At 44.3% G+C, this 12,456-nt stretch carries 14 protein-coding genes; 7 read left to right on the top strand and 7 right to left on the bottom strand.

The window, feature by feature from the left end; translation table 11 throughout:
* Positions 1-144 precede the first annotated feature (144 nt).
* Entirely contained in the window at positions 145-1,857 is a 1,713-nt protein-coding gene (locus tag MYF79_RS23125; RefSeq protein ID WP_247810191.1) for a LuxR C-terminal-related transcriptional regulator, read from the bottom strand.
* Between the two features lie 307 nt (positions 1,858-2,164).
* On the opposite strand from MYF79_RS23125, the gene MYF79_RS23120 reads away from it, so the two are divergent.
* Positions 2,165-2,491: a DUF4870 domain-containing protein gene (locus MYF79_RS23120; protein ID WP_199655540.1), complete on the top strand. Its 327-nt coding sequence runs from the start codon at positions 2,165-2,167 to the stop codon at positions 2,489-2,491.
* Between the two features lie 143 nt (positions 2,492-2,634).
* Here the strand turns inward: MYF79_RS23120 and MYF79_RS23115 are convergent, their stop codons facing one another.
* Positions 2,635-3,195: a hypothetical protein gene (locus tag MYF79_RS23115; protein WP_247810190.1), complete on the bottom strand. Its 561-nt coding sequence runs from the start codon at positions 3,193-3,195 to the stop codon at positions 2,635-2,637.
* A gap of 237 nt (positions 3,196-3,432) precedes the next feature.
* Between MYF79_RS23115 and MYF79_RS23110 the strand changes: the two genes are divergently transcribed.
* From MYF79_RS23110 to MYF79_RS23095, 4 genes are all read left to right on the top strand, one after another.
* Positions 3,433-3,831 carry a hypothetical protein gene (locus tag MYF79_RS23110; protein WP_247810189.1) on the top strand — a complete coding sequence of 133 codons (399 nt, stop codon included), beginning with the start codon at positions 3,433-3,435 and terminating at the stop codon, positions 3,829-3,831.
* A gap of 193 nt (positions 3,832-4,024) precedes the next feature.
* Positions 4,025-4,849, top strand: coding sequence for a helix-turn-helix transcriptional regulator (locus MYF79_RS23105; RefSeq protein ID WP_247810188.1), 825 nt, complete (start codon positions 4,025-4,027; stop codon positions 4,847-4,849).
* 68 nt (positions 4,850-4,917) lie between these two features.
* Positions 4,918-5,325 (top strand): DUF6223 family protein, encoded by a 408-nt coding sequence (locus MYF79_RS23100; protein ID WP_247810187.1) that lies wholly within the window; start codon positions 4,918-4,920, stop codon positions 5,323-5,325.
* Between the two features lie 52 nt (positions 5,326-5,377).
* Entirely contained in the window at positions 5,378-5,788 is a 411-nt protein-coding gene (locus MYF79_RS23095) for a VOC family protein (protein WP_247810186.1), read from the top strand.
* Between the two features lie 255 nt (positions 5,789-6,043).
* Here the strand turns inward: MYF79_RS23095 and MYF79_RS23090 are convergent, their stop codons facing one another.
* The 3 genes from MYF79_RS23090 to MYF79_RS23080 all read right to left on the bottom strand — a co-directional run bounded on the left by MYF79_RS23090 (position 6,044) and on the right by MYF79_RS23080 (position 8,444).
* Positions 6,044-7,033, bottom strand: a complete 990-nt coding sequence (locus tag MYF79_RS23090) for a helix-turn-helix domain-containing protein (protein WP_247810185.1) — start codon at positions 7,031-7,033, stop codon at positions 6,044-6,046.
* A 204-nt stretch (positions 7,034-7,237) separates the two neighbouring features.
* Positions 7,238-7,573 (bottom strand): EthD domain-containing protein, encoded by a 336-nt coding sequence (locus MYF79_RS23085; protein ID WP_247810184.1) that lies wholly within the window; start codon positions 7,571-7,573, stop codon positions 7,238-7,240.
* Between the two features lie 409 nt (positions 7,574-7,982).
* Entirely contained in the window at positions 7,983-8,444 is a 462-nt protein-coding gene (locus MYF79_RS23080) for a lipocalin family protein (protein WP_247810183.1), read from the bottom strand.
* Positions 8,445-8,630: 186 nt separating this feature from the next.
* On the opposite strand from MYF79_RS23080, the gene MYF79_RS23075 reads away from it, so the two are divergent.
* Together MYF79_RS23075 and MYF79_RS23070 are read left to right on the top strand one after the other, a co-directional pair.
* Entirely contained in the window at positions 8,631-9,368 is a 738-nt protein-coding gene (locus MYF79_RS23075) for a nucleotidyltransferase (protein WP_247810182.1), read from the top strand.
* A 2-nt stretch (positions 9,369-9,370) separates the two neighbouring features.
* Positions 9,371-10,120, top strand: coding sequence for a metallophosphoesterase (locus tag MYF79_RS23070; protein ID WP_247810181.1), 750 nt, complete (start codon positions 9,371-9,373; stop codon positions 10,118-10,120).
* 71 nt (positions 10,121-10,191) lie between these two features.
* On the opposite strand, the gene MYF79_RS23065 is transcribed toward MYF79_RS23070, so the two are convergent.
* Positions 10,192-10,920 carry an FRG domain-containing protein gene (locus MYF79_RS23065; protein ID WP_247810180.1) on the bottom strand — a complete coding sequence of 243 codons (729 nt, stop codon included), beginning with the start codon at positions 10,918-10,920 and terminating at the stop codon, positions 10,192-10,194.
* Between the two features lie 21 nt (positions 10,921-10,941).
* Entirely contained in the window at positions 10,942-12,117 is a 1,176-nt protein-coding gene (pncB, locus tag MYF79_RS23060; RefSeq protein ID WP_247810179.1) for a nicotinate phosphoribosyltransferase, read from the bottom strand.
* Between the last annotated feature and the right edge of the window lie 339 nt (positions 12,118-12,456).

The raw sequence follows: 12,456 nt of genomic DNA, 5'->3' as shown, positions 1-12,456 counted from the left end.
GATTTTAAGGATGTGCGTTTATTTTGATACATCCTCTTTTTTTACAGCATCAATCTGAGAATGTAAGTTGATGTGAAAAGATGCTGATTCATTATTGATTACCCTTTCTGCAACTGTTTGTACTCAACGCGATTCTTTGCGGGGCTAGCTTAAAGTTTTAATAAAATTATCGAGGCTATCGTCTTTCCCAAGGCCTAATTTCTGTTTGATCCTGTATCTGGCCATCCTGATACTTTTGGGTTCTATATTCAGCCGGGTTGAAATTTCCTTGTTGGATAGCCCCATTAGTATATAGGAGCAGTATTTCATATCAAGCCTTGTAAGGGAGTTACCGGCGCGTTGCTGCAGCTGTTCGAAGAAGCTGGAATGGACCTCTACAAAATCGGTTTTGTGGTCTTCATATTCTTCATCAAGCTGTTGCTGACGTTTTATAAGCTTTTTGATCTCTTCGTTGCCGCTTGTATGCTTATCGGCCAGTATCTCCATGATCTGGTTTTTACTGTCCTTTAGCAGTTGTTCGGCCAGCAGTTCCTTCTCCAGGCGTTGCTGCCTTTCACGTAACAGGGCCTGTTCTGCCAGCAGTTGATTAGTTTCTGCTTCCTGCAGTTTCACCTTCAGGATGACTTCCTCTTTTTCTTTATCTATCAGCTCCTGTTTTCGCATGGATGCTTTCAGCTTATAGTTATATGAAACCAGCAGGAATGACAGGGCGGCAATTCCCGCTGCTCCCAGGCCAATAGAAAGCAGGTTACGTTTCTCCCGGAAGGCTGCTTCCTGTTCCAGCAAGGCTATTTTCTGGGCCTGTTGTGCTGCGCGGTATCGTGCGTCGATCTTTTGGGCATTGTTGATTTTTTCCTGGTTAAAAGCTTCCTCATTGCTGGATACATAACTTTTCATGTATGACAAGGCCAGTCTCGGGTCATTTTTCTGTTCTGCTACTCTTACCAATGCGCGATATATCCGGGATTGGGTGAGTGGCATTTTAATCGTGGACGCAGCAACTTCGCTGAGTGCAGTCAGCAGCAGTTGTTCCGCCTCATCTGCTTTGTTATTCCGAAGAGCATATTCGCTCCGCATTCCATAACAGTTGATCAGTATTTCTGTTAGCCTGGTTTCTGTGGCTATCTGCTCGGCTATGTCCAGGTAGCGGTATACGCTGTCCCGGAAAGACGATGGGTAGTGCTGGAAATAGATATTGGCAGTGTTCAGCGCCACAGCCGCAGTATTACTGCGTAATATGATCCGGCTTCTCTCCCGGTTGCTAAGTGTTATTGATTGATTATAATAAGATAATGCTGAATCAAGCAGTTGCTTCCGGGAGTTCAGTTTATAACAATCATGGAAATACTGTCCCATCGTATAGTAAGCGGTGTTCAATATATCAGGTTCCCCACTTTGCAACGCCTGGGCATAACATTCTTTCGCGTAGTTTCCCTGTCTGGCGGTATCTGTCCCGTAACTATAAACGCTGGCAAGATAGTGATAGCTAAGTGCGGCATATGGCGCTCCGGCTGGTGTTTTAAAGTAACCAACCGCTTTCAGCAATTTCGAAACAGCCAGGTCATTCTCGTTATCAATAATATCGAGCCATCCGTTCCTCAGCCAGACAATACCTTTCGCCAGGGGATCTTTGGCCTGGTTTACATATATAAGTGCGCTATCCAGGGCGGCATATGCTGCCGGTTTATTCTTCTTTTGTACAAGCAGGTGTATCCTTGTTGCATAGAGCCAGGCTTTCGCATCTGCTCCGGAGGCGCCGGCGGCATTGTTTGTGAATGCAATGGCCTTATCAAGGTCGGTTTCAAAATATGCTCTTGCCAGCTTACACTGGACGATCACTTTCTCGTAATCTGACAAATTGGCCTGAGATAATTTTTGCTCAAGAGAATCCCTGTACCGTTGCTGGGCAAACGTAAGTATAGGCAGACAGCTTAATAATGATATGGTTATAATAGCTCGTAACATTCCTTCAAAAATAGGGAAAAGAATCAGGTTTAAAAAAGTGGTAAAATATTAAATAATTGAAAATCATATAGGTTATGATTTTTCGTAGACGCTTTGTAGACGCGTCTACAGGTTGACGTAGCCTCATTGTAGCTGCTGTTTTTATGGTTTTCCCTGCGGTAGTGACTAGGTTTGCACCGTATCAAAAAAACATCATATCATGACGAACCGCACGATGGCCATAGTTGCCTATATTACTATTATCGGATGGGTGGTTGCCTATCTGTCATATCGTAAGTCCGACGATAAAAGTCCGCTGGTGAGATATCATCTTACCCAATCAATTGGTATTATTCTTTTTTCTATAGTATTAAGTATCGTTAGCGGTATACTGGTAGGAATACTGCCTTCACTGGCCACCCTGTTCTATATTATTTCGCTGTGCCCGTTTGTATTGATGCTGATGGGAATCATAACAGCGTCCAACGAGGCGCAGCGCCCTATACCATTGATTGGTAAGTTGGTAGAGGGGAAGTTCAACCTATAACTGAGGCAGCAGGCCTGGCACTCATTGCCGTTAATCCCATTAATTGTCATGTACAATACATCAACGGAGCCGGTCGGAATGACCGGCTCTTGCTATGAAAAGATGTATTGGATGGTTATAACGTTGTTACTTGTTGTTAATACCTATTCATGTGCCGAAGCAGTAACGGTGAACTGGTAATTGATATCTGCGCTGAACGCCGGTTCAGCTGCAACGGGAGTGAGCACAAACTCGAAGGTCGGCTCCAGACCGCTTTCCTGTCGAGTTTCCCCGCCGAGCACGGAAACGGTATACCAGCCATTGGGCAGGGTGATCTTTGCTATCTTATACCGGCACAGCTTTTCCAGCATTTCGTCATTAAATTGGCGGATGTAGGGAATGGTATACAGGTAAACAGCGCCATACTTTACCTGTAGTTTATATCCATCCTGTCTTACCTGCACCAGATTACCGTTTTTCAACAATTCAGGAGTATCGCCGCTCAGATTAAAATACACGGTATATGGGTAGTTATTGACGCGGGGTAATGGTATCATAACGCCCTCTTCCACGACCCGGTCACCTTCCATACTTACTGTAAACTCCGAAATAAGATCGTCTGGAAGCTGGTGTTCCTTTTTGAAGTCCATTAACAGGTAAGGATCTCCAAGCAGAAAATAATCTACAAGGTCATTGAGTACCTCTTCGAATTTAATTAAGCTCATAAATAAGCAAGGTATTCAGCGAATATATAACATACGGTAGAAAGATACGCCTGTCCGTATCTGTCTTCTTTTTCAGAACGTATTTCCGCGGTGCCTGAAATATATAACAGTAATGATAAGCTTCTGTTACGGTAACATTTTCTTCCCCGATAAAACGCCTGGTTATTTTGACCTGGAAGGTGAGTTGCAAGGTTTTAAGAATATATGTAGCTTCGGCCCATTAACCAACAACATCCGATGAAGATCTATCTGTACATCGCCCTCGCTATCGTACTCCTGTCGCAGGCGGCAGTCTTTTTTATTGACTTCACATTGCCGCAGGCATTACTCGTAGCTGGCCTGATCACCTGTTGCTCTGTTATCAATATCATCCTGACCTATAAGACAGATTTCAGCAGGAGATTCCGTTTCCCTAAAAAAACGATTCGTATCTCTGACAAAAATGTAGAACTGACAAATCTAAGGGTAGCTACTATGGGACTGATACTCGCACTGTTTGGTATATACTGTGTTTGTTCGCTGAAGGCAAAGGTGGTAGGATTAGTTTTTATAGCTGCTGGTTTTAATTATATTTCTTTCTTCCGTGTAGAGGTTCGCAAGCTGGTAACAAGCTCCACTCGTTCTATGAATTCTTGATCGGCGCGAGGTATTTAGTGTCCTGAAAACTAATGTTGAGAGAAAATGCAAGAAGTGTCTGTGACAGCGTCATAGGGGACACCACGTAGAAGTACAGTAGCAGTAAAAGATACTGCGGACAAATAAAGCACAGGCAGTTCTTGTGGCAGAATTTTTGAGGCAAATAAATAGTAACCTGCTGTACTATTAAAACATGAACTATTACACGATTGCACCTCCGGTTAAACTTGCAGAATACGTTCAGTTCTTTTGGGTACTGGAAGGTTCGGCTACGCCCGTAAATCCCTTCTTTCACCGCGTCATGGCAGAGAGCTCACCTGAATGGATATTTTACTGCAAAGGGCAATTCGAGAGCCCTGAGGGGCAAAGAACTCCGCTTTCATGTCTATCCGGACAGCTGCAGGACTTTAAAAAATTGTACACTTCAAACGATTTCTGTCTGTTCGGTATATACCTTTTCCCTTATGCAATTCCGGGTATTTTTGGCTTACCGGCGCATGCATTGAGCGATCAGACAGTTGATACAGGCACTTTGCTGGGCAGGGAAGGGCAGTTACTTGAGCAGAAAATCTTCGCAGCTGCCGATCACATGCAGCGGGCAACAATCATTTCACAATTCATTTTGCAGCGCTTGGCGAAGAGCAGGGAGACGGATAGCGCTGTTTTTACTTCTATCAGGCAAATATTATTTTCATCTGCTGCGTTGTCTATTCCGGCACTGGCTGATAGTTGTTGTTTGTCCCGCAGACAGTTTGAAAGAAGATTTGTTCACTATGCCGGGTACAGCCCCAAACACTTCCAGCGAATTGCCCGGTTCAATGCTGTCATAAAAGGATTTGACAAGAGGCCGGGATCGCTCACCGAAATGGCATATAACTGCGGCTACTACGACCAGTCTCATTTTATCCATGATTTTCGCTTATTCTCCGGGTATAATCCCAAAGCGTTCTTCAAAAATCAAAAGGACGCGATTGATTACCGTGCTTTTGAAGAATTCAACTCCTGGTCGGAAGACTGAAATATGTCGCATTTTTACAATTTTAAGGTTTGCCGGGGTGCTATTTTGCCTTGTAAAAACCTGTTTAAATGAAAAAACATATTTCATCTGTTTTAGCAGCTTGCCTGATCATTGTACTTTCTTTTTTTGTAACCCAGGAAGTATTCTCACAAACTGATGGCACTTCCGCAGTTCCCAGAGGCATTACTGCTGGCAGAGCCAGGGCACTTGCTGGCGCCGTGTTTGGCCTGATTAGCCTGATCATCGGTTGGCGGGCTAAAGCCCGTGCTGCTAATGGAACTACCAGCAGACGATCATCATCTGTCACAGCCCTTGTACTGGGGATAATCTGCATTATACTGAGTACGGTGCATCTGGCCACTGTCAGTGGCGGCTTTGGTACTGGCGGTGGAAAGGCCGGCGCTATCGTAGCTATGGTGCTGGGACTGCTGGGCATAACTTTTAGTAGCCTGGCGCTCCGTGCAAAACGGGTGTAGAAGGTCGCCTTATTGATACAGGTATTCTTGCAAAAGCCAAAATTCATAATCTATGGAAAAGCATAATGAACATGTAGCTTTTTACGGCGTTCGCTATATCGTGAACGATATTGATGCTGCTGTATCGTTCTACAAAGATTTATTAGGATTTACGGTGAATATGCAGGTTGCACCCGGGTTCGCCATGTTGTCAAAAGACAGCCTGCATTTGTATCTGAATAAACCGGGCTTTGGAGGCGCCGGACAACCGATGCCCGATGGTACGCCGGTGGCGCCGGGGGGATGGAGCCGGATACAATTGGAGGTGAGTAACCTGGAAGAGTATATAGCGGCGTTAAAAACAAAAAATGCGGATTTTCGGAATGAACTGACTGCCGGAGCTGGAGGTAAACAGATATTATTACGGGATCCTTCAGGGAATCTGGTTGAGTTGTTTGAGCCAAATGAACAGGGTAAGCGGTAGGTTGAATAAAGCACGGTGAGACATGGGGGCTATGAATGGGCAGGGCATCCGGCCTGCAGGTTCGATCCGCTACTGAGCACTTAAAAGCAAACGCCGGAGATAATTATTCCTGGCGTTTGCTTTTAAACCTGTACCGGCTATTTGTCGAAACATAAGTTCTAGGAAAACTTCCGTCCCCCAACCCGGTTGAGGTGTAATTAATAAAGAAACAGAAACAGTCACAATCAACAACTTCTAAAGTTTCTATTCCCGCCATTAGCGATTTATCTTGTTACTCAGTATATCCTTAAGATATTCACTAGGATTGACTTTGTAGTGTTTTTTGAATGCTTTTGCAAAATGAGTAAGGTTGTTGTACCCGACCATATAACCAACTTCAGATACGCTATACCTCTTTGAACTTAAAAGATCTTTTGCTTTGATGATCTTAGCCTTTTGAGCAAACTGAGAAATAGTACGGTTGAAGACCTGTTTGAATAGCTTAACCATTTTACTTTGTCCCATACCTATCTCCGCGGCGAGCGTAGGGATCTTTATTGTTAAATGACTATTTTCCATCAGCTTTTTTCTGATAGAAAATAGCTTTTCGACATCCTCCTTTAAAAGGCCGGAAGAATTGTAGCGTTCTTTGATAATAAAGGTACGGTATAGCGTTAGCTTAAGCAGATGAAGAAGCGTAATATATGTATCGAAGAGGGTCGGACTATTTTCATCATGGATACTGGCTAATCTACGGATATAATTTTCTGCCTCAGGAACAGTTTCATCTAAATAGAGAAACGGAGCATCAGGATTAAGGCCTTTAAGCGCATCTGGGTGATCTATAATTGCGCTCACAGTCTCAGCGGTAAAAGTTATTGTTATCGTCTTAAAGGCTTCTTTTTGCGGAAATGCTATTTCAACAGATGAGCCGGATGAAAAAAATAGCTGCGTATTGGGACCGTTATGATCTATTGCAACCCATTCGTTATCTTTTTTGATTGTAATTTTATTTGATATGATGCTTGCAAAAATGCAGAACGTTCTGCTATCCGATTCGTTGATTGTTTCCAGTTGCCACGGGACATTCAGATGGTAATCGCCGACATATAAATTTAAATCTGAAGGGAAATATAAGCCCCTGATCTTTCCAGTTCCTAAGTAGGCGGGGACATTTACAGCATCTTTCTTGCTTTCATTATAAAAATCAATTGACAGATCTTCAACCAGGTTAAATCCCTTTCTAATGCGTATGGAGTTCTTCATATGTTGATCGACTTCAAAAAAGACAAAATTAACAAAATCACCTGCAGCCTCAATTAAAATAATGTGGCTACTTTCAGTTCATGTAGCCTAAAATAATAAGTCGTTCCTGAAAAAAAGCCGGGTACTGCAATTGACAGGCGTCTTTTCCGCAATTGCAATACCCGCTTAGGTCTGACTTAAAAAGTATCATTAATTTTTACTGGTTTATATAACCACGGACTCTTCTGTAATCAACCTTACAGCCGCGGGAACATCAAGAAAATGTACGTGGTCAGGGTCGACTTTATTTACAAAGTTATCTGACAGGAAGAATGCATTCAGATCTTCAAGACTATCGAACCATGCTTCTACCATAGCATCATATATAGGATCCGGATAACCCGGTGCCTGAATGGAAGCTGAAAAGATAAACTTTCTGACATATTGTTTAGTCTCAGGAATTGATAGCAGAAGCGGAAGATGTATATCCCGGCGGTAATTTAAAAATTCCTGGTGAGTCATGCCTTCCCGACGTTTTAATAAAATAGCTAACTTAATCATAAAATCCTTTAATAAAATTGAGAGTATGTAATTCCCTTTGTTGAAAGTGAATTGTTAATCAATTGATAAGGTAACTGCGCAGTATAACCATGGCTTTTAAATAATGGGCCGGTGTTAGCCCCATTATTCATTTCAAGATTGCCGGTGACAAAGTTCGATGATGATACTTAAGGTGAATAACCCGAAATGCTAAAAGAATAGCCCGAAAATGGAAATTTCAGCTGTTATCTGCCTGTCAATTGTCCTGGAAGGATACAATTGGCAGTTTGATGTTGGCAGGAGAAAACTGTTGTCGATGGTGAGGGTGCTGAGGCGGATGGAATTATAAGCGGCTGTTCATGAACAATTACCTGTATAAAATAAAAACAGGCTGTCCTTGCGAAAGGACAGCCTGTTTTTTTTATTGTTTTTAGCGGATCCTTACATAAGTCTCCACGATCTCGTGATTGATATTCAGGCTATCTATCTTTTCGATACCGTTCTGAATGATGGTATCCTGTTTGATCTGCATGACGAAGGAGAAGTCTTTGTCTTCCCAGCCCCTGTAGCTGCAGTACTCCAGGTGTTCGTTGTACACATCTTTCACCAGTGTATAGGTACCGCTGCCGGAACCAAATACAGCGGTTGAATCTGCCCCGTGGTTCAGATCATGTGTAAAGAAGGCAAAGTAACTGTCATTGAATATTTTGATGGTTTCCTGTCCTGCAACAGGTGCAGTAACGGTCGTATCATTGTTTTCAATAGACTTTGCGCTGATCAGTTTCCATGTACCTGTTAGTGGTGATCTGGAAGTGGCGGTGGACGATTCCTCTTTTTGCTGGCTGCAGGATAGCAATGAGATCGCGATGGCGATAAACGGAAGATATTTCATGATTGAAATTAAGGATTTGACTCAAATATAATGAATGGGGCAAAATCTTCACAGCGTTCGGCAATTATTCACAGGAATTGTGCGCCGGCTGGCTTGATAAGCATAGCAAGCAGTCGGGCTTTGGCCTGATAAGGCTGGTATAGAACTGCAACGGCATAGTTTTTAGTCTATATAACAGGTATGACGATGAATGATATACAAAAGACGGAAGCGCATTCCTTTTACCGGGAAGCATTATCGATCCTCGTGGAGAGCGGGGAAGACTTTTTGCTGGGAGGAGGATTCGCCTTATTCCATTACACGGGTCTTTTCCGTGATACCAAGGACCTTGACATATTCTGTACACCTACGCAGTATCCGGGTCTTATGAAGCTGTTTGCCCGTCATGGGTATGAGATTGTGCTGACCGACGCGCGATGGCTGGCTAAGGTATTTAAAGGCGAGTACTATATAGACATTATATTCAATAGTACAAACAATATCTGTATTGTTGATGAAAGCTGGTATGAGCACTCGGTAAGTACCGTCTTTATGGATTTACCTATAAGGCTGATAGCGCCGGAAGAGCTGATCTGGAGCAAGGTCTTTATACAGAACAGGGAACGCTTTGACGGGGCAGATGTCAATCACGTGATGTTACGTTATGGCAAGCAGCTGGACTGGAAACGGCTGCTGCAGCGCTGTGACCCTCACTGGCACCTGCTGCTGGCGCAATTGATTGTGTTTCAGTTTGTTTACCCGGCCGACTATACGGAGATCATTCCCCGCTGGCTGTTTGACGAACTGATGCAAAGGGCGCATGAGCAGTATGAACTGCCGCCTTCACAGGAGAAGGTATGCAGGGGCCCATTGATAGATCAGACGCAATATGCAGTCGATATTACCGACTGGCACTATAAAGGAATGACCATAAAAACGGTTTGATAATGGATGCTGAAAACACTGAAAGGAAAAAGATGCGCATTGCTGCCGTCGCCGATATACACGTAACTGACACTGACAAGAACAAGTGGACGGAATACTTCAAGGAGGTATCCCGCAGGGCAGATGTGTTGCTCATTTGCGGAGATCTGACCAATACCGGCGACGAAAGTGAAGCGAAGATCTTATGCGATGAGCTGAAATCCTGCACGATCCCGGTGGTAGCGGTACTGGGTAACCATGACCATGAAAAGGGCCGGCAGAAACTGATCCGGCAGACAGTGCAAAGCGAGAATGTTCACGTCCTGGACGGGGAGGCAGTGGTAATAGGAGATGTAGGTTTTGCCGGTGTAAAGGGCTTCGGCGGCGGATTTGATAATTTTATGCTCTCTATGTTTGGAGAAGACGCCATGAAGGCATTCGTACAGGAGGCTGTCAATGAAGCGCTGCATCTCGACAGAGCACTGGCGAGGATAGATCAGCAGCATGAGCATCTGAAAAAGGTGGCTGTATTGCATTATGCGCCCCTGCAGGATACTGTGAAGGGCGAGCCGGAGCCTATTTATCCCTTCCTGGGTTCTTCCCGGCTGGCAGAGCCATTGATCCGCCGGCAGGTAGCGGCTGTTTTTCACGGCCATGCACATATGGGCACACTGGAGGGCATATTGCCCGGAGGTGTGAAGGTATTCAACGTAGCTAAGCCTGTATTATTAAAAGCAGGGTATGAAATGCCCTTCTATATATTTGAAGTATGAGCCTGGTCAAGTATGCCACTGCAGCGTTAAAAGCAGTATGAAATGCCCTTCTATATATTCGAAGTATGAGCTTACTCAAAGTAACGCCACTGCAGAAAAGTACAAAGGCCTTCCAGTTCGGGAAAGATGGAAAAAGCATTCACACCCAGGGTGTGTAAGTCATTCCTTATATTGGGCAGACTGGCCGTTGGGATCTTCACTTTGATCAGTTTCTGGTCATAACTGTCGCTTTCATTCATATACCTGGTTTCACGTAATTCCTGCGTGGAAGGAACGGTGAAAACGCCCGACTGGTTATTGATCCGTTGTTTGATCAACCTTGGACGAAAAATCCTGGTGGCCGGCAGATCAAATGGATGGACCTCATCCGGATTAAAATTGAAATCTTCATTTGTCGGCATCAATATCCATACAACAGCATAAGCGCCTGCCGGCAGGCATTCGCTGTTGTGTCCTGATACGGCAAACCATAAGGCAGTAAGCGCACTGTTGGACCAGTCAAGCAAGCGCGTAGGCAACCCGAAATGCTGGCCCAGGGTCAGGTAATCCCAGTCGTTCAGCGGCGTCTGTTGCTCTACCAGCAATGGGTTCGTGCGTTTAAATTCAATCAGTAAGGCGCGTTCTATCTCAAAAAGATCACCTTTAGGTTTCAATCTGCAGATTTTTGGGATCAATGGATAATCCGCCGCCTGTCCGCGGAAAACAAAATCTCCCATATTGCCATTACGTATATTTTCTTCCTTATTCACCCTGATCAGGTCAAGATAAGCCTGTATGGTATCCAGTTCAACCGCTTGCATACAATTGGAGTTTAGTTTCCGTCAATCAATTTCCAGTATTGTTTTGGCCAGCGCGATCATCTGCTCGTCGCCGGTATATTTGCCATGTTCATCCGACAGCTTGACAACCGGCGTCCAGCCTTCTCCTTCCGGGCAGGCGGCCGTCATTTTGATCACAATGTTCATGGCGGCAGGACCTGCATCGTTGGTCAGGCTGGTGCCAATGCCGAAAGACATGCCTATCCGGTTCCGGCAATGTGCAGCAATACGCGTTACCTTGTCATAATTAAGTGCATCAGAGAATATGATGGTTTTGGTGGACGGAGGAATGCCCATCTGCTGGTAGTGAGCTATTACTTTGTCGGCAAACAATAACGGATCGCCACTGTCATGCCTTACGCCATCAAAGAGTTTGGAAAACATCTTGTCAAACTGTTGGAAGAATACATCGGTCGTATATGTATCAGACAGCGCAATGCCAAGGTCTCCGCGGTATACCTGTGTCCAGTGTTCAAGCCCCAGGGCATTCGCCATTTTAAAGCCATAACGGGCCGCATGGAACATGAACCATTCATGCGCATGGGTGCCTATAGGTTTGGTTTGATATAACATGGCCATATGTACATTACTGGATCCGATAAAGGCCCCTGTACCATATTCTTTCAGGGCCCTCATTACCAGGTGATGCACGGCATAGGAATGCCGGCGGCGGGTACCAAATTCAGCGACGGTCACTCCCAGCAACAGGTAGTCTTCTATCTTTTTACGTGTCCGCTCTATCACTTCTTCATCACTGATGCGATCAATATTGGTTAACCGGTAATACAGTTCGCAGATCAGGGACATCAGGGGCACTTCCCAGAGAATGGTACGATACCAGGCGCCTTCCACGCTGACATGCAGCTGATCTCCTTCCTGTGTGATCTTCACCTCTGAAGGGTCATAACGATAGCCTTCCAGGAAGTCAAGATAAACAGGGGAGAGGTAGGGACAGTTTGTTCCGAGGAAATCTTTCTCCTGTTTGTTCAGTTGTAATAAAGCCATGTCGTCAACAGCTTTACGGAGGATATTGGCAAAGCCGATGGGAAAAACATGTTTGCCCCGGTTGATAAAAGCATAACGGGCTTTTGCATAAGGGAAGAGCGTGATCACTCCCTGCTGCATAGTGAACTTGTAGAAGTCGTTATCAAGTATCGAAGTAAGTATGTTTGTCCGCATAACTGCATACTTCCGCAATTCTGCTGCCAATCTGTTTGAAGGAAATGGGGATAGATATCACTGTCCTGGTAGTACAGTGTAAGATGTATATAACGTCATATTATGATAAATTCAATATTTACTTTTTTATCTTTTTCTGCCTCGAAAATTGTGAAATCTAGCAAAAGGTTTATATATTTATCATGATAAGAATGTCAACCAGAATCTAAATTATCGACGACCAGACATCATTGTCGTGATGACGTATTAGCTTGGAAAACCCAGGTACTATGCCTGATTTTAAGAATTGAACTTTTGTGGTGAACAGTTGCTTTTAAAGTGGCCGTGCAGTTAGAATAA

The organism is Chitinophaga filiformis, assembly GCF_023100805.1.
Lineage (GTDB): Bacteria > Bacteroidota > Bacteroidia > Chitinophagales > Chitinophagaceae > Chitinophaga > Chitinophaga filiformis_B.
The sequence above is the reverse complement of the archived record's forward strand: the minus strand, read 5'-3'. Positions and strand labels throughout refer to the sequence as shown.